General features: G+C 62.5%; 16 protein-coding genes. 11 read left to right on the top strand and 5 right to left on the bottom strand.

Going from position 1 to position 17,648, the window contains the following annotated elements; genetic code table 11:
• Positions 1–13: 13 nt before the first annotated feature.
• Complete coding sequence (locus AB5Y64_RS06895; protein ID WP_053288733.1) at positions 14–1,342, bottom strand: IS4 family transposase; 1,329 nt, start codon at positions 1,340–1,342, stop codon at positions 14–16.
• A gap of 149 nt (positions 1,343–1,491) precedes the next feature.
• On the opposite strand from AB5Y64_RS06895, the gene AB5Y64_RS06890 reads away from it, so the two are divergent.
• Both AB5Y64_RS06890 and AB5Y64_RS06885 read left to right on the top strand, forming a co-directional pair.
• Positions 1,492–2,001, top strand: a complete 510-nt coding sequence (locus AB5Y64_RS06890) for an N-acetyltransferase family protein (protein WP_368203546.1) — start codon at positions 1,492–1,494, stop codon at positions 1,999–2,001.
• Positions 2,002–2,082: 81 nt separating this feature from the next.
• Positions 2,083–2,253 carry a DUF5363 family protein gene (locus AB5Y64_RS06885; protein ID WP_171864938.1) on the top strand — a complete coding sequence of 57 codons (171 nt, stop codon included), beginning with the start codon at positions 2,083–2,085 and terminating at the stop codon, positions 2,251–2,253.
• Here the strand turns inward: AB5Y64_RS06885 and tppF are convergent.
• Entirely contained in the window at positions 2,222–2,836 is a 615-nt protein-coding gene (gene tppF, locus AB5Y64_RS06880) for a type IVa pilus pseudopilin TppF (RefSeq protein WP_029313748.1), read from the bottom strand. The two genes, AB5Y64_RS06885 and tppF, sit on opposite strands and share 32 nt — an antisense overlap.
• A 40-nt stretch (positions 2,837–2,876) precedes the next feature.
• On the opposite strand from tppF, the gene AB5Y64_RS06875 reads away from it, so the two are divergent.
• From AB5Y64_RS06875 to deoD, 7 genes are all read left to right on the top strand, one after another.
• Positions 2,877–3,665, top strand: a complete 789-nt coding sequence (locus AB5Y64_RS06875) for a TatD family hydrolase (RefSeq protein ID WP_052816277.1) — start codon at positions 2,877–2,879, stop codon at positions 3,663–3,665.
• Between the two features lie 213 nt (positions 3,666–3,878).
• The gene (locus AB5Y64_RS06870; RefSeq protein WP_010673026.1) at positions 3,879–5,153 is read left to right on the top strand and encodes a NupC/NupG family nucleoside CNT transporter; all 1,275 of its coding nucleotides are present in this window, start codon (positions 3,879–3,881) and stop codon (positions 5,151–5,153) included.
• Between the two features lie 123 nt (positions 5,154–5,276).
• A complete protein-coding gene (locus tag AB5Y64_RS06865) occupies positions 5,277–5,447 on the top strand; it encodes a XapX domain-containing protein (protein WP_010673027.1) in 171 nt (56 codons plus the stop codon).
• Between the two features lie 387 nt (positions 5,448–5,834).
• The gene (gene deoC, locus AB5Y64_RS06860; RefSeq protein WP_039039946.1) at positions 5,835–6,608 is read left to right on the top strand and encodes a deoxyribose-phosphate aldolase; all 774 of its coding nucleotides are present in this window, start codon (positions 5,835–5,837) and stop codon (positions 6,606–6,608) included.
• 82 nt (positions 6,609–6,690) lie between these two features.
• Entirely contained in the window at positions 6,691–8,022 is a 1,332-nt protein-coding gene (gene deoA, locus AB5Y64_RS06855; protein ID WP_043153005.1) for a thymidine phosphorylase, read from the top strand.
• A 14-nt stretch (positions 8,023–8,036) separates the two neighbouring features.
• A complete protein-coding gene (locus tag AB5Y64_RS06850; protein ID WP_039039948.1) occupies positions 8,037–9,245 on the top strand; it encodes a phosphopentomutase in 1,209 nt (402 codons plus the stop codon).
• A gap of 133 nt (positions 9,246–9,378) precedes the next feature.
• Entirely contained in the window at positions 9,379–10,095 is a 717-nt protein-coding gene (gene deoD / locus AB5Y64_RS06845) for a purine-nucleoside phosphorylase (protein ID WP_005341325.1), read from the top strand.
• A 61-nt stretch (positions 10,096–10,156) separates the two neighbouring features.
• Here the strand turns inward: deoD and AB5Y64_RS06840 are convergent, their stop codons facing one another.
• On the bottom strand, positions 10,157–12,382 hold the full coding sequence (locus tag AB5Y64_RS06840; protein WP_368203544.1) for a PAS domain S-box protein: 2,226 nt from the start codon (positions 12,380–12,382) through the stop codon (positions 10,157–10,159).
• Positions 12,383–12,467: 85 nt separating this feature from the next.
• Complete coding sequence (locus AB5Y64_RS06835) at positions 12,468–13,076, bottom strand: AhpA/YtjB family protein (RefSeq protein ID WP_010673032.1); 609 nt, start codon at positions 13,074–13,076, stop codon at positions 12,468–12,470.
• Positions 13,077–13,269: 193 nt separating this feature from the next.
• Here AB5Y64_RS06835 and serB point away from each other — a divergent pair, with 193 nt between their 5' ends.
• Positions 13,270–14,274 (top strand): phosphoserine phosphatase SerB, encoded by a 1,005-nt coding sequence (serB, locus tag AB5Y64_RS06830; RefSeq protein WP_202043095.1) that lies wholly within the window; start codon positions 13,270–13,272, stop codon positions 14,272–14,274.
• 28 nt (positions 14,275–14,302) lie between these two features.
• Positions 14,303–15,208, top strand: coding sequence for an alpha/beta fold hydrolase (locus tag AB5Y64_RS06825; protein ID WP_042864464.1), 906 nt, complete (start codon positions 14,303–14,305; stop codon positions 15,206–15,208).
• A 56-nt stretch (positions 15,209–15,264) separates the two neighbouring features.
• Here the strand turns inward: AB5Y64_RS06825 and AB5Y64_RS06820 are convergent, their stop codons facing one another.
• On the bottom strand, positions 15,265–17,640 hold the full coding sequence (locus tag AB5Y64_RS06820) for a PilZ domain-containing protein (RefSeq protein ID WP_368203537.1): 2,376 nt from the start codon (positions 17,638–17,640) through the stop codon (positions 15,265–15,267).
• Positions 17,641–17,648 lie beyond the last annotated feature (8 nt).

Below are 17,648 nucleotides of genomic sequence, written 5' to 3'. Positions count from 1 at the left end.
TAATGCCAGTCAGTTAAGCCTGACTGGCATTGTTTTTACTAGGTTTTCTCGTCGCATACTTCTGTGGTTTGGCTTTGATGCACCTTGGGTAACTTCGTTCTCGGCGGGCGGGTAACTTGAACTGCTCTGCCTGTTTGTCCAACTCAGCGACACGCCCTGGAACCATGCCCGGTGACACAAACGGCAGGCAACTGAGTTCATGCAGCAGATACACCGATGCCATGTGAAAGCTCAACTGGCTGGCCGTATAGCCCTTTAAGCTCGCCGCCATCCTAACCATCTGATATCTCAGTAGGTTATAGGCCAATACCAAGCCCCATAGCTCCTGCCTTACTCCATCGGGTTTCTTGCTGCGCAGCGTCAGCCGGTGCTGTTGCAGGCTATGTTTCATCTCCCGATAGCCCAGCTCGATTTCCCAGCGATTCTGGTATAGCTCCATCAACTCGCTGGCCGGGAAGCGCAGCGGGTCGGTGAGCGAGGTCAGCACCTGCCGCTCCTTGCCGTTTACCGTCCGGGTCAGCAGCCGGGCTTCGAACTGCTCCGGCAACTCGCTCCACTTCTTCTTGGCCTGCGGACTGGCACTGAGGCGTACCAGCACATCCTGCCGCCCCAGCTTGCGGATGACCTCGTATTGAGCCCCCTTTTTCAGCGGAATAAGCCAGTGACGCGCTACGCCCTGGCGTTGCCAGGCATGGAGTAACCCCAGTGAGTAGAAGCCCTTATCGAACAGGGTCAGGCTATTATCGGGTGTTTTTTCAATCAGTTGCTCTGCCAACACCATCTCGTTTACCGCACAGGAGTCCATCACTGTCTGGGTCAGCAGATGACTGGTCAGCTCCATCTGACACAACATGCGGACCTGGGGATATTGCGTCTCCCCCTGGACGGTTTTCGACTTGGCAAAGGCGCCGGCATTGTCCGGAGTATCGGGCGTGCGCCAGACCACCCCGTCCACGGCCAGCAGCTGCAAGCCGGCCCAGGTGGGGTGCTGACACTGCTGATGCCAGAGTGTGGCGGTCTGCTGGAACACCTGTCGAACGGCTTGGTCAGCCAGTTTTTGGCGCGCCTGGATGAAGGCGCTGGGGACGACAAACGGCCGGTCGCCGGGTAACAGGATATCGAGCTGGTTGGCCAGCTGGGCCATAGGGACATGACGAAACAAGGACATCCCGATAATGGCCCATAGCACCCGCTCCATGGGCATGCGCCGTCGGCGCAAGGAGACGGAGCCCGTCTCGGCCAAGCAAGCCTGCACCAGTTCAGGTGACAGCAGGTCAGACAGGGACTCAAACTTTCCGGGAGGACAGGCGTGAATGAAGTCGAGAGCTTGGTCGATACGCATAAAAAAATCCGAAACCCAACAAGGAGTTTCGGATTCTTACACAGCCTGAGGATCGGTCAATGGATCCTTAACTGATCGGCATTACTCCTGAGGGAGTCGTTTTTTTATGGTCGTGGTCGGCAGGACCACCAGGCAGGGAGGTCGGCGTGATGATTCGTATGGCAGGGGTGGAGGATGCGGCGGCGCTGGACCGCTTCTTCGGGCAACTGGACAGGGAGACCCGCTTCATGCTGTATGAAGCGGGAGAGCGCCCCTCGGACATCGAGGGGCAGCGCAGGCGGCTCGAGGCCATGGCCGCAGCCCCCAATCAGGCCATGTGGCTGCTGGAGCTGGCGGGGGAGGTGCAAGGGTTTGCCGCGCTCCTTGGTGGCGGCCTGGCACGCAACCGCCACTGTGCCCTGGTGGTGATGGGGCTGTGTTCGAGGGCGCGCGGGCAGGGATGGGGGGAACGGTTGCTGCGTACCCTGATCGCGACCGCGAGGGATCTCGGTATCCACCGGCTGGAGCTGGGAGTGATGGCCCACAACGAGGTGGCCCACGCCTTGTATCGCAAGTGCGGGTTCGTGGAGGAAGGGGTGAGACGGCAGGCCTATCGGCTGGACGAGGGCTATGTGGACGAGATTTCCATGGGGCTGCTGCTGCCGCTGGACAGGCCATGACGCCGCTGGCCCCGAGATGCTGGTCTGGGGAGTTGGATTGGGGCAAGCTTGTGGGGAAACCATCGAGACAAGGAGGCGCCCATGAAGGGGATATTGCTGCGTTGGCTGGCTCGCTACGATGCCTGGTGCCAGGAGTGGGGACTCACACCGGAGAACCGGCGCTGCTGCGCGCCGGTACGCCATGATGAAGAGGAGAAGCGCCCGGACAAGGGCGACGACCTCACTGGAACTGGCGGGTCACGGCGCCAGTGACGCTGTTGTAGTCGAACGAGAGCCCGTCGGGGTATGCCGGGAAGCGGCCCACGGAGCTGCGCAGGGTATAGCGGCAGTTGTCGTGACGAAGGGCGCCGTCAGCCTGAGCGTCTGCCGGGATGAGCCGGGAGATGTAGTCACTGTCTGAATCCTGGTGCAACTCATCGGCCACCGTCAGATCGGTATCGAGCAGGGCGCCAAACAGGCTCTCGCAGTCGTCCCGGCTGCTGACGGAGATCTGATCGCTGTCGCCACCGGGGAAGACGGTATCGGGCCCCTGACCTCCCTGGTCCTCCTTGGTGCCCACCGGCCAGCCATGGCTGTTGATGTCGAGATCCTGCCTGCCCATGCCGCTAAAGTTGTAGAGTGCCAGGGGCTCCCCCTTAACCTTGACCGCCCAGCCGGCGTGGGCGAGCCGGGCGGCACTGGCAAAGCTGCCCGCCGTGGCCGAGACGCTGCTCTTGAGCCCGTCGTCCTGGATGTTGATGAAGCGGGGCAGGGCGGTCACGGCCAGGATCCCCAGCACGATGATGACCAGCACCAGTTCTATCAGGGTAAAGCCTCGGGAAACGTGTGTTGGCATGGAATGAACCCATTGAGTACGACAGACAGGTAAGCGCGACATGGAATTGATAGACACCCACTGCCACCTCGATTTTCCGGTCTTTGACGCCGATCGGGAGGCGCTGCTGACCCGGTGGCGCCAGCTGGGGGTGGGCGAGTATATCATCCCCGCCGTGGGAGAGGAAAACTGGGGGCGGGTGATGGCGCTGGCCGAGCGCCACGACGACATCCGTTATGGCCTGGGGATCCATCCCTGGTATGTGGGCAAGCAGCCCCGGGATGTACTGACCCGGCTGGAGACCCTGCTGGCGAGTCGGCCCCGTGGGCTGGTGGCCGTGGGGGAGTGCGGGCTGGATCTGCGCTCCCATGTGCCGCAGGAGGGGCAGGTCGAGATGTTCGAGGCGCAGGTGCGGCTGGCCATGGCGCATGCGCTGCCCCTCATCGTCCACTCGGTGCGTGCCAACGACACGGTCGCCAAGATCCTGCGGCGCTTCACTCCGCCACAAGGGGGCGTCATTCACGCCTTCAGCGGCTCCCTGCATCAGGCGGAGGTGTTCTGGCAACTGGGTTTCAGGCTGGGGATCGGGGGGGTCATCAGCTATGAGCGGGCCAACAAGACCCGGGAGGCGATACGCCAGATGCCGCTGGAGGCCTTGCTGCTGGAAACCGACGCTCCCGACATGCCGCTGCAAGGCCAGCAGGGGGAGGTGAACACGCCGGCCAGCCTGCCGACCATAGCCCGCTTGTTGGCACAATTGCGGCAGCAACCGCTGGAGGATGTTATTTCGGTGTTACATGACTCCACCCGGCGGCTGTTCCCCCCGGGAAATCATGAAATTAACATTTGATTATCAAATGATGACCGAGTGATAAAAAACAGGGCCCATAAAAATCGTTTGCGGTCTAATTAAACGATGTTCAGGCCGTTTGTGGCTTATAAAATGTGACCAGTATTCTATTTTGTCGCACCGTAATTAGTATAATGCGCACCCTTGATTAGCGGCTTCAATACACAAATCGTTAACAAGCTGGCAGGTGCTACTAAAGAGGAAGTGTTAATAATGAATCTGATAATGGGTCTGGTAGGGATGGCGACGCTCATCCTGATTGCGGTGCTGTTCTCCAGCAACCGCAAGGCAATCAAAATTCGTACCGTAGGTGGCGCCTTTGCCATCCAGGCCGGTCTGGGGGCCTTCGTGCTCTACGTGCCGGTCGGTCGTGACATCCTGGTGGGCGTGTCCGACGCCGTCTCCAGCGTCATCGGTTATGGCCAGAACGGCATCGAATTCCTGTTCGGTGGTCTGGTTGGCAACAAGATGTTCGAAGTGTTCGGTGGCGGTGGCTTCGTCTTCGCCTTCCGCGTCCTGCCCGTCATCATCTTCTTCTCTTCCCTGATCGCGGTACTCTACTACCTCGGCATCATGCAGTGGGTGATCAAGCTGCTGGGCGGCGGTCTGCAGAAGGTGCTGGGCACCTCCCGTACCGAATCCCTCTCCGCCACTGCCAACATCTTCGTCGGTCAGACCGAAGCCCCGCTGGTGGTACGTCCCTTCATCTCCAAGATGACTGACTCCGAGCTGTTCGCCGTCATGTGTGGTGGTCTGGCTTCCGTTGCCGGCTCCGTGCTGGCCGGTTACGCCTCCATGGGCGTCAAGATGGAATACCTGATCGCCGCCTCCTTCATGGCTGCCCCGGGTGGTCTGCTGTTCGCCAAGCTGCTGGTACCGGAAACCGAGACCCCGAGCTACGACGAGAACACCGCAGAAGGTGAGCTGGACGACAAGCCGGCCAACGTGATCGACGCTGCCGCCGCCGGTGCCTCCGCCGGTCTGCAACTGGCCCTGAACGTGGGTGCCATGCTGCTGGCCTTCATCGGCCTCATCGCCATGATCAACGGCATCTTCTCCGGTGTGGGCGGCTGGTTCGGTTACCCGCAACTCTCCCTGGAGCTGCTGCTGGGCTGGCTGTTCTCCCCGCTGGCCTTCCTGATCGGCGTGCCCTGGAGCGAAGCGGTCGTGGCCGGTTCCTTCATCGGTCAGAAGCTGGTGGTCAACGAGTTCGTGGCTTACCTGAACTTTGCCCCCTACCTGAAGGATGAAGTGCTGATCAACGGTGTGGCCATGTCCGAGCACACCAAGGCGATCATCTCCTTCGCCCTGTGCGGCTTCGCCAACCTGTCCTCCGTCGCCATCCTGCTGGGTGGTCTGGGCTCCATGGCACCGAACCGTCGCGGCACCATCGCCAAGTTCGGTCTGAAGGCCGTGCTGGCAGGTTCCCTGTCCAACCTGATGTCTGCGACCATCGCAGGCTTCTTCCTGGCGCTGTCCGGCATGTAACATCGCCTGACTGACAGGATAAAGACGAACGCCACAGCGATTTGCTGTGGCGTTCTCGTTTGGGGTGGTGACAACCGTTTTCCTGTCAAGACTAATAATAAAGTGAGTCAAATCGGAGGTTCTATGAATGAAGTGCTACTGGCTATGGCGGCCGGCTTTATCGTTGGGGTGTTGTTTTCTTTCCTCAAGTTGCCGATACCGGCGCCGCCCGTCCTCTCCGGCGTCATGGGGATCGTGGGGGTCTATCTGGGGGGCATTGCCTACTCCTGGATCCTGACCCGCTTCTTCTCTTAAGCGCCTTCCAGCGCTGGATTTGCCGGGTGTGAGGTACCTCTGAAATTGGCAAATCCGGCTTGCAAACACGGGGTATCTCGGCTGAAATAGGCGATGCCAGCAGGGTGCTGGCATTGACTAATGCCCGGTGAATCCGGGTGTTGGCGGTCAAATGGAATTGATTGGGAAGTCGGGTCTGCGTAGTCGGCCTTTCTCAAGTCTTCATGGAACCAAGTCCGCACTTTTGTAAGAAAGTGACAGGGCTCTTGCCTTATTTGCAGCCGTATTGCCTGTGCATTTGCGCTGCAATTCCATATCCCGTTGCTCCGGGAACGTCTCTGCCGACCCTTGGTGTTCGGTGAAGCCGATCGCGGGTGATGGGGCTTAACAAGACTTTGGAGACATAGCATGACTGATCTGAAAGTGGCCGCCCAACGTGCCCTGAACCTGATGGACCTGACCACCCTGAACGATGACGACACCGATCAGAAGGTGATCGACCTGTGCCACAAGGCCAAGTCTCCGGCCGGCCTGACCGCCGCCGTCTGCATCTACCCCCGTTTCATCCCCATCGCACGCAAGACCCTGCGTGACATCGGCGCCGCCGACGTGCGCATCGCGACCGTGACCAACTTCCCCCACGGCAACGACGACATCGAGATCGCCGTGGCCGAGACCCGCGCCGCCGTGGCCTACGGTGCCGACGAGGTGGACGTGGTCTTCCCGTACCGCGCCTTCATGGCCGGCAATGAACAGGTCGGCTTCGATCTGGTCAAAGCATGTAAGGAAGCCTGCGGCGCCAAGGTACTGCTGAAAGTGATCATCGAGACCGGCGAGTTGAAGGAAGAGGCGCTGATCCGTCGCGCCTCCGAGATCTCCATCGACGCCGGTGCCGATTTCATCAAGACCTCCACCGGCAAGGTGCCGGTCAATGCGACCCCGGAAGCTGCCCGCATCATGATGGAAGTGATCAAGGCCAAGAACCCGAAAGTGGGCTTCAAGCCGGCCGGTGGCGTGAAAGACGCCGCCGTGGCGGGTCAGTACCTGGCCATGGCCGAAGAGATCCTGGGCAAGGACTGGGTATCCGCCCGCACCTTCCGCTTCGGCGCCTCCAGCCTGCTGGCCAGCCTGCTGGCGACCCTGGGGCATGGCGACAAGCCTGCCAATACCAGCGGTTACTAAGCGGTGGCAGGGGGCGGTGCGCCGCCCCCTTCCGGATCTGGTTCGGTCTGTGTTCGTGCGTGATGCACGGAGGGAATGAAAGATGTTTTTGCCTCAAGAAATTATTCGCAAGAAGCGCAACGGTGAAGCGCTCAGTACCCAAGAGATTCAATTCTTCGTCCAAGGCATAACCAACAACACCATCGGTGAGGGGCAGATCGCGGCCCTGGCGATGGCGGTCTACTTCAAGGACATGACCATGGATGAGCGGGTTGCCCTGACCTGCGCCATGCGCGACTCCGGCATGGTATTGACCTGGGATCACCTCAACCTGGGCGGCCCCATCGTCGACAAGCACTCCACCGGCGGTGTGGGTGACGTCGTGTCCCTGATGCTGGGCCCCATGGTCGCTGCGTGCGGCGGTTTCGTGCCCATGATCTCCGGCCGTGGTCTCGGCCACACCGGCGGTACCCTGGACAAGCTGGATGCCATCCCCGGCTACCAGACCTCGGTCGACAACGACCGCTTCCTGAAAGTGGTGAAAGAGGCGGGTGTCGCCATCATCGGCCAGACCGGCGATCTCGCCCCGGCGGACAAGCGTATCTATGCGGTACGGGATATCACCGCCACCGTCGAGTCCATTGCCATGATCACCGGCTCCATCCTCTCCAAGAAGCTTGCCTCCGGGCTCGAAGCGCTGGTGATGGACGTGAAGGTGGGCTCCGGCGCCTTCATGCCGACCTTTGAAGCCTCCGAGGAACTGGCCAAGAGCATCGTCGCCGTGGCCAACGGGGCCGGCTGCCGCACCTCTGCACTCCTGACCGACATGAACCAGGTGCTGGCCTCCAGCGCCGGCAACGCCGTGGAAGTGCGCGAAGCGGTGCGCTACCTGACCGGTGAGTATCGCAACCCGCGCATCCACGAAGTGACCATGGCCCTGTGCGCCGAGATGCTGATCTCCGCCGGTCTTGCCAGCGATGACGGCGATGCCCGCACCAAGCTGCAGGCGGTGCTGGACAATGGCAAGGCAGCCGAGATCTTCGGGCGCATGGTGACCGGCCTCGGTGGTCCCGCCGACTTCATGGAGCGCTACGACGCCTACCTGCCCAAAGCCGCCATCGTGCGCCCCGTCTACGCGGCCCACAGCGGATTCGTCACCGCCATGGACACCCGTGAACTGGGCCTGGCGGTGGTCGCCATGGGCGGTGGTCGCCGCGCCGCCGCCGACAAACTCGATTATGCGGTCGGTCTGACCGACTTTATCCGCCTGGGTCAGAGCGTCGATGCTGACAAGCCGCTCGCCCTGATCCACGCTCAGACAGAAGCTCAATTTGCCGAGGCTGCCCGCATGGTGCAGGCTGCCGTGAAGATCGGCGACACCCGACCAGAGGCGCTGCCCGAGGTTTACCGTCGCATCGGTCTGGCTGATTTGTAACAAGGGGAAGTCCCATGAAACGTACCTTTATTCTGATGATGGACTCTTTCGGTATTGGTGCTGCCGCCGATGCCGACAAGTTCGGCGACGTGGGTGCCAATACCCTTGGCCATATCGCCAAGGCGTGCGCCGCCGGTGAGATCGAGGGCCGTGGCGCTCTCAACCTGCCAAACCTCAGCAAGCTGGGTCTGGGCCACGCGGGCGAACTCGCCAGCGGCACCTTCCCGGCCGGACTGAACAAGGATGTCGAGGTGATCGGTGCCTACGGCTTTGCCCAGGAGCTCTCCTCCGGCAAGGACACCCCGTCCGGTCACTGGGAGATTGCCGGCGTGCCCGTCTTGTTCGAGTGGGGTTATTTCCACGACCATCACAACAGCTTCCCGCAGGAGCTGCTGGATGCCATCGTCGAGAAGGCCGGTCTGCCCGGGTATCTGGGCAACTGCCACGCCTCCGGCACCCAGGTGCTGGACGATCTGGGCGAAGAGCACATGCGCACCGGCAAGCCGATCCTCTACACCTCCGCCGACTCCGTGTTCCAGATCGCCTGCCACGAAGAGACCTATGGCCTCGAGAAGCTCTATGAGCTGTGCCACATCGTGCGCGAGCTGCTGGAGCCCTACAACATCGGCCGCGTCATCGCGCGTCCGTTCGTGGGCAGCGGCAAGGGCAACTTCAAGCGCACCGGCAACCGCCACGACTACTCCGTGCTGCCGCCGGCGCCGACCGTGCTGGACTACATGAAGGAAGCGGGTGGCCAGGTGGTCTCCATCGGCAAGATCGCCGACATCTATGCCCAGCAGGGCATCACCAAGCAGGTGAAGGGGACCGGTCTGACCGAGCTGTGGGACAGGACTCTGGAAGAGGTGAAAGCGGCCGGTGACCAGACCATCGTCTTCACCAACTTCGTGGACTTCGACTCCTCCTACGGTCACCGCCGTGACGTCAAGGGCTACGCCGATGCGCTGGAGTACTTCGACTCCCGCCTGCCGGAGCTGTTCGACCTGCTGCAGGATGGCGACGTGGTGGTGCTGACCGCCGACCACGGCTGTGACCCGACCTGGAGCGGTACCGACCACACCCGCGAATACATTCCGGTACTGTTCTACGGCAAGCCGGTCAAGGCGGGCTCCGTCGGTCGTCGCGAGACCTTCGCCGACATCGGCCAGAGCATCGCGGCCTACCACGGCCTGCCCAAGCTGCAATACGGTACCAGCTTCCTGTGATGGTGACCCCGGGCCGGTTCGCCTGCCCGGGGTGCCACAGGGCCCCGGTTTCCTGTAATGTACCGCCGCCGCGCAGGCAGCGGACAATCCATAAAGACAATAAAACTCAACCTAGTGTGAAGGAATAAAGAGAATGGCAACTCCTCATATCAATGCGAAAGATGGCGCCTTTGCTGATACCGTGCTGATGCCGGGCGACCCCCTGCGTGCCAAGTACATCGCCGAAACCTTCCTGGAGAACGTCGAGCAGGTGTGCGACGTGCGCAACATGTTCGGTTTCACCGGCACCTACAAGGGTCGTCGCATCTCCGTCATGGGTCACGGCATGGGCATCCCGTCCTGCTCCATCTACGCAAAAGAGCTGATCACCGACTACGGCGTGAAGACCCTGATCCGCGTGGGCTCCTGCGGTGCCGTGCGTGAAGACGTGAAACTGCGTGACGTGGTGATCGGCATGGGTGCCTGCACCGACTCCAAAGTGAACCGTCTGCGCTTCAAGGACCACGACTTCGCCGCCATCGCCGACTTCGACCTGGTGGCCAATGCCGTTCAGGCCGCCAAGAACAAGGGTGTGGCCGTGCGCGTGGGCAACATCTTCTCCGCCGATCTGTTCTACACTCCGGACCCCTCCATGTTCGACGTCATGGAAAAATACGGCATCCTGGGTGTCGAGATGGAAGCTGCTGGTATCTATGGCGTGGCCGCCGAGTACGGTGCCAAGGCGCTGACCATCTGCACCGTCTCCGACCATATCCGTACTGGTGAGCAGACCACCTCCGAAGAGCGTCAGCTGACCTTCAACGACATGATCGAAATCGCGCTGGACTCCGTCCTGCTGGGTGACAACTGATCCCCCTCGCGCATAAAAAAACGGCGGCCCTCGGGCCGCCGTTTTTTTATGCGAAGCACGGTCAGAGATCGAGGGCGAAGCGCCCCTTGCCCGACTGCTTGGCCTGGTACATGGCGGCATCGGCCCGGTGCAGCAGATCATCGATGTGACAATACTGGCCCGATTGGCAGAGGGCGCCTCCTATGCTGCCGGCAAGGGGCAGCCGGTGACCGGCCACGTCCCCAGGAACCGCCATGGCCGCCAGCAGCCGCTCGCACAGGGCGGGCAGCTCCAGTTCCGGCTGGCGCAGGGCGGGCAGTATGATGGTGAACTCGTCGCCGGCCAGGCGCGCCACCATGTCCCCCGGGCGCACCTCGGCACTCAGCACCTGGGCGAAGCGTTGCAACAGGGCATCGCCGACGTGGTGTCCCAGCCTGTCGTTGATCCCCTTGAAGCCGTCGAGATCGAGGAACAGCAGGCCCAGGGGTTCGGCATTCTGGCGCACCCGCTCCAGCTCCCGGGAGAGGCGCAGGGTGAAGGCGCGCCGGTTGGGCAGGCCGGTGAGGGGGTCGTGAGCCGCCTCGTGTTCCAGCTGGCTTTGCAGCGCCTTGAACTCGGTGATGTCGCTGCCGAGGATGTAGACCCCGGGCTCGTCGCCCCGGCTCGGGATCATGGTGATCCTGAGGTCGCGTCGGCCTATGGGGAGATCGAAACGGTGCTCGAAACTCACCTGCTCACCGGCGAGGGCCTTTGCCACATAGGCCATGGCCCTGCCGTGGGCCTCCTCGCCGATGACGTCCCGCACGCTCATTTCCCGCATCTGTTCGGTATCGAGCCCGAAGTAGCGGCAATAGGCCTGGTTGGCGAACAGGTAACGCCCCTCGGGCGACACCATGCTGATGGTGACCGGCAGGCCATCGGTGATGGCCCGCAGTCGGGCACGGCCACGCTCGATCTCCGCGAGCACCTGGCGGCGGGCCGTGATGTCGTGCAAAAACAGGGCGATGCGCACCTTGCCGTCGAACTGGTAACGCTCGGCAATCACCTCGACCGGGATGTGCCGGCCTGTGCGGGTGATGATGTCGCACTCCAGCCGCCGTGGCGGACTCTGCGGGTTGCCTGACAGGCTCAGCAGGGGATGCTCGGCGCCGAGCAGCCCGAAGAGGGGACGGCCCAGCATCTCGTCGGCGTGCCAGCCGAGCAGGGTGGTGGAGGCCGGGTTCCAGCCTGTGATGATGAAATCGGCATCGAGCTCGAGGAAGGCATTGCTGGTGTGCTCCAGCATGTGCTGCAAGCGGCGCTGCTCCTGCCACAGCTGCTGCTGCATGGCGCCGCGCTCGCGCATCTCCTGATGCAGCTGTTCCACCGTGCGGGAAAGCTCCCGGGTCCGTGACTGCACCTGCTGCTCGAGCCCTTGCTGCAGCCGCACGAGTTCGGCCTCGGCCTGTTTGCGCTCGGTGAGGTCGGCAAACACGGCGATCATGTGGGGGGCCATGGTGCGGCTCTGGCAGAGGGTCACGCTGAGCTGGACCCAGCACTGGGTGCCATCGGCCCGGATCATCCGCTTCTCCAGCCGGTAATCCTGCCGTTGCCCCGCGATCAGGGCATCGAACAGGGGCTGCTCCCGTTGCAGATCTTCGGGATGGGTCATGGCGAGCCAGGTCCGGCTCAGCATCTCATGCTCGCTGTAACCGAGCAGCCGCTCCAGCCCCGGGTTGGCCCGCAGCCACTTGCCTTCGAGGGAGGAGAGGGCCATGCCCACCGACGACTGGTTGAAGGTGAGGGTGAAGAGATGCTCCTTGTCTTCCAGAACCTGATTGAGGGTGCGCACCTGGTGGCGCCGCTCCAGATCGTGCAGGGTGTTCTCCACCAGGCGGCCGAAGTCGTCGAGATCCCGGCAGGCATCTTCGTCGAGATGGCGCGGCACATGGTCCACCAGGCAGAGGGTGCCGAGCACCACGCCATCGAGGGCGCGCAGGGGTCGGCCGGCGTAGAAGACCACACCGGGATCATCGGTCACCAGCGGATTGTCGGCAAAGCGGAGATCCCGTCTGGCATCCGGTACCTGCATGATGTCGGGGCGCAAAATGGCATGACCGCAGAAGGAGTGCTCCCGGTTGATCTCGCACATATCGACCCCGGTGCGGGCGAGAAACCACTGCCTGTTCACGTCGGTCAGGGAGACCATGGCGATGGGGAGTGCGAAATGCCGGGTGATGAGCCGGGTGAGGCGATCAAGCTGATCGATGGGCTCGTGGTCGAGCAGGCCGAGGATGCGCAGTCGTTCCAGTCGACTGTGTTCATCCAGCGGCAAGGGGGGGCAATCATGTGGCTCTCCTGCCAGTGATCTTGCCAGTGTTATATACAAGCCGGAGGATGTGATCCACTCCCGCTTATTGCGGAGCGGCGGGTTTGCTCTGTTTCTTGTGCTTGCGCACCCGCATGTAGTTGCGACGCACCCCGTAGGAGATGAGCAGGCCGGCCAGCAGCATCACCAGCAGCATCAGGCGCTGTTTCTCCTGGTTGACCTTGAGATGGGTATCTTGTGCGGCCAGCAGTTTCTGCTCTTCCAGGGTGATCCTCAGATAGCCCAGGGTCAGGTTTCCGTCCTGGATCTCCTGGACGAACTGGATGCGCCCCTTGCCCTGCTCCGGCAGGGATTTGTTGTCGCTGCCGATGGGCAGCAGACTGTCCAGCGGCAGGGCGTTGTCCGACTGGGCGAGGGGAATGCCGCGGGCGTCATAGAGGGTGACATCCAGAATGTCAGGCTCGGCGGCCAGATCCTGCGCCAGTCTCTCCAGTTCGCTCTCCTTGTCCTCCTTGATCCAGCGGCGCATGTCCCGGGCGGCATAGGCGACCAGCGCCTGTGCCCTGTCCCGTGCCGCCGCGTGCAGGGCGGCCTGGCTCTCTCCCTGCATGTGGATGAGCAGCACCAGCACCCAGAGACCGAGCAGGACTCCCGCCGCCAGGCTGACAACACGTTTGATGGGAAGATGACGCACAGAACCGGGCCTCTGGTAATGGATGAGCGGGGCTGGCTGGTGCCCCGGTGCCGCGAAGCGGGAAACAGGGTGGTCTGTTTCCATGTCTGCCCGCACCGCAGGCGGGATCTTGGCGCTTGCCTGTACAAAAAGCAATACGCTACTCTGGGCCCGCATGATGAACCCCATGATTTCCAAGGAAGGCGTCTCTCTTATGTTGTTGTCCCAACTTCCCCGCTCCCTGCACGACTGGTCCGGGGCCCTGAGCTGTGCCCCCTGCTGGCAGCTCACCAACGAAGCCCTGCTGCCCGCGGCCAACGCCCACGACAGCGCCTGGATTGTCCTGTTTGGCAAGGGGCTGGAGGCCGGTCATCTGGCCCGCCTGGCCCAGCAGCTGGATGCCCTGGGGCTTGAGTCAAGTCTCTATCCCGCAGGGGAGCAGGCCGGTATTCCGCTGCTGCTGCTTGGCACCAACCGCTTTTCCCCCGAGCTGGTGCAGGCGCTCAAAGCCCAGGAGTGGGACATCGACCTGTGTCATCTGGCCGCCCTGCCTACCCTGAGTGAGCCCGGTCTGCTGGTGATGGACATGGATTCCACCGCGATCAGGATAGAGTGCATCGACGAAATCGCGCGGCTGGCCGGGGTCGGTGAGCAGGTGGCGGCCGTTACCGCGGCGGCCATGCAGGGCAAGCTGGAGTTTGCCGACAGTCTGCGTGCCCGGGTGGCGCTGCTGGAAGGGGCGCCGGTCACCATCCTCGACGAGGTGGCGGCCGACATGCCCTGGATGCCGGGCCTGCCACTCATGGTCGATGCCCTCAAGCAGGCTGGCTGGAAGGTGGCGATCGCCTCCGGTGGCTTCACCCGCTTTGCCGGCGAGTTGCAGCGTGCTCTGGGTCTGGATGCCATTTTCGCCAACGAGCTGGCGGTGGAAGGGGGCCTGCTGACCGGCAAGGTGAGCGGTCCCATCGTCGATGCCGCCGCCAAGGCCGAAGCACTGCAACAGCTGGCCTCGGAGTACGGGGTGGTTGCATCCCAGACGGTCGCGGTCGGCGATGGGGCCAACGATCTCAAGATGATGGGGGTGGCGGGGCTTGGCATTGCCATTCATGCCAAACCCCTGGTTCGTGCCCAGGCGGCGGCGACCCTCAATCACCACGATCTGGAAGGGGTGCTCTGCCTGCTCGGCGCCCTGGCTTGTCGCGACCGACGCTGGTGCTGATCCCGCTCAAGGAGGAGCCGATCACGAAATGGAACTGTTACAGCAATCCCTGTTTGTCCCCTGCGGTGAGCATCGACTCCATGTGCGCCATATCCAGCCCGGTGTCGCGGTACATGCCGACCCCATCCTGATGGTGCACGGGGCCATCGAGAACGGCCGCATCTTCTACACCGAATCGGGCAAGGGGCTTGCCTGCTTTCTGGCTCGCCACGGGTATCAGGTCTATGTGGCGGATCTGCGTGGTCGGGGTCTGAGCACACCGACCATCGCCGAGCGGGCCGGCCACGGCCAGCATGAGCTGATCACCGAGGATCTGCCCGCCCTGCAGCGCTGGGTATCGGCCCGCCATGCCGGTGCCCGGGTGCACTGGATGGCCCACTCCTGGGGCGGCGTCATCATGGCCTCGACCCTGGTGCGCTTTCCCGAGCTGGCGGAGCAGGTTGCCAGCCTGGTGTTCTTCGGCACCAAGCGGGGGGTCTCGGTGCAGAACCCGGAGCGCTGGTTGAAGGTGGATCTGATTTGGAACAGGCTCGCCCCCTGGCTGGCGCGCCGCCAGGGGTTTCTGGCCGCCCGCCGGTTGAAGATAGGGGCCGATGATGAGCCCCTGCGCTACCTGCAGGAGACCATCCCCTGGGTCAAGTGCGGGCCCTGGTTGGACCCCTTTGACGGTTTCGCCTATGACGAGGCGGCGAGCCGGGTCAACTGGCCCCCGCTCTGGATGATCTCCGCCAAGGCGGACAAGGTACTTGGCCACCCCGTCGACGTGCGCCGCTTCAGCGACGAGATGGGCTCGGCCGCCCGCCACACCCGCCTTGGGCGGGACAACGGCAACCGCCTCGATTACGACCACATCAACATGCTGACGGCCCCCCAGGCACAGGAGGATCACTTCCCCGACATCCTCGCCTGGCTGCGCAACCCCCAAGCTGCCTGATAGACAAAAAACGGGCACTTGCGTGCCCGTTTTTTGTTGTCTCCCGGCCCTGCTGGCTAGCGGGGCCCGGATGGTATGCCAAGGCGGAACAGGGTCGCCTCGGTGGTATCGGTCAGTTCACCCACGCCCACGACACTCCAGAGCTCCTCTTCCAGCTTCTTGGCCTTGTGAATGGCGAACTTGGCGATGTAGTCCAGTTCACCCGCGATGAAGCTGGTGTCCGGGCGGCCGGTGCGCGAAATACCCACCAGTACCGAATAGAACTCTCCCTGTTGCCGGGCCAGCTCGATGAAGCGGCGCTTTTGATCCGGTGAGCTGAAGCTGCTGGCCAGGTGGCTGCGAAACAGGGGGGTTCCCCCCTGGGAGTGGAGGGCGGCGATGTAGACCTCCTCCTCTTCCGGCTTGTCTTCCCGCTCGATGGCGCGCAGGGGATTGAGCAGCAGGGCCTTGAGCAGTGCCCCCTGGAACAGGGGATACAGGTTCAACTGCTGATCCTGCTCGGCACAGATGCGCAGCAGACGGGAAAGGCTGCGTGGCTGTGGCGAGAGGCCGGCCGCGGCCAGTTTCGGGGCGGCCTTGAGCTTGTTCACATAGACGGGGGTGTTGAACAGGTGGTGGGTGTAGAGGTTGCGCAGCGCCCTGGCCATGCCGCGATAGCGATTGAACTCCCGGGTGGTCTTGAGCTTGTTCTGGTTGCTTTCGATAAGCAGGCTGAAGAACTGGTGGCCGGTATGGCGCTCGGCCGTCCCCTCGATGCACAGATGCAGCACGGTTCTGCTCAGGTTGAGGCTGACCAGCCGATAGGGCAGGCGTTGCAGGTCCATGTTCCTGGCGAGCTCCTGCAAGCGGGGCAGAGCCACAGTGATGATGTCTCCCTTCTCCCCGTCGAACGGCTCCTCCAGCTCGATTTGCATGCCGTGGGCCGAGATGTCTCGGGTCCAGCCGACCCAGGATCGCTCCTTGTGATGCAAGACGATGGCCGTCTTGTGCATGTAGCGCGCCTCCTTGCGCAGTTGCACATAGTGCAGCGTCTCTATCTCGAAGGGGGCGGCATGGATGTCATGGCCAAAGCGCTGCAAGGCGTTGGCGTTGAGCGGATCCTGACCCGTCTCTCGCTGGAACTCGTCGCGCTGGTTGTCCAGGTTTATCTCCTGCAGCATGCCCACGTATCCGAGCTGGGCCAGGCGCTCGCGCAGCAGCCTGTCCTGCAACTGGCTCGCCCCGCCCTGGGGGTTGTCGAGGTCGGCCTCCCGCAGGGTGCAGGCTTCCATGCTGAACTTGTATACCCGCCAGCTGGGGCGGCGGGCGCCGATCTGGAAGAAGAGCGCGGTCAGTCCGCTCTGTTCCAGCTCCTCCCGGGTCGCGGAGAAGAAGTAGAGGTGGCTGCGTACCGCATGGGTAAAGCTGTAGATCAGCGTCTCGCGCATGCCCTCTTTGCCTGGGAGCAACGAGGGCATGCGGGCCGCAGTGAAGAGGCTGGCGAGCATGTCGCGGTTCTTGGCGTCGCGCCAGTATTCGAGAATGTGCTGGTTGTTCTCGGTGCGCAGGGCGATCTCGAGGGCGGGGACGCTGCCCTTGCCGAAATAGAGGGGCATGCCGGTCATGCGCGGCAGATAGAACTGCTCATACCCCTTGATGACGGCGGCGGAGAGCAGGTAGTCGACGCTGACGCGATAGCGGCTGCGGTTGCGCTCGATGAAGTCGCGCAGGAACTCGTCGAACACCGGATGCTCGCCGTTCTTGAGCAGCCTGAGCCAGAATTTGTCCTCTTTTCTCTCCTCCCCCAGGATCTGGTAGCTGACCGGGTCACGCAGCAGGGGATGGGGATGATCGCGTTCCAGTCCGGTGAAGAAGACGGCTATCAGGTCGCCTGTCTGGTAGTCGGGCAGATAGGGCACGGATACCCGGATGCCGCCGAGGGAGATGTCGGAGCTCTTGGCGAGGATCTTCTCGCCGTTGGCGAGCTGGAGCACCATGGGAGAGCTGAAGTGCATGCGCTCTTCCTGTCGCCCGTAATGGCTGGCGAAGGGGATGGCGCTGACATCGAACGGACGAAACGGGCTGATGGGCAGTGCCAGATTGTCGCTGCGCCCCTGGTTGAGTTTGTACCAGGCTTGCAGCGCCTCGTAGACCCCCAGGGTGTAGCTGTCCCGGTAGAGGTAGCACTGGGATTGAAACAGCTCGATGGCCTCGGCGGGCATGAAGTGGGTCACCCCGTCGAACTCATGCACCTGACAGAGGGTGCCCAGCTCGTTGCGCATGTCGATGACGCGCCGACAGGGGGTGCACTTGCGTTTGAGTTCCATCTTCAGCAGGAACCGGCTGTTGGTATTTTCGTTCTGGGTCAGACGGTTGAAGATTTCGTCGAAGTCCTTTTCCCGGAGCAGGGGGACAAGTTGTTCTATCAGATGTAGTGGTTGTTCTGAATCCATGTATTCCT

Source organism: Aeromonas sp. R5-1 (genome assembly GCF_040908265.1).
GTDB classification, from domain to species: domain Bacteria; phylum Pseudomonadota; class Gammaproteobacteria; order Enterobacterales; family Aeromonadaceae; genus Aeromonas; species Aeromonas caviae.
Note: the sequence above shows the minus strand (reverse complement) of the source record. Positions and strands in the feature narration are given on the sequence as shown.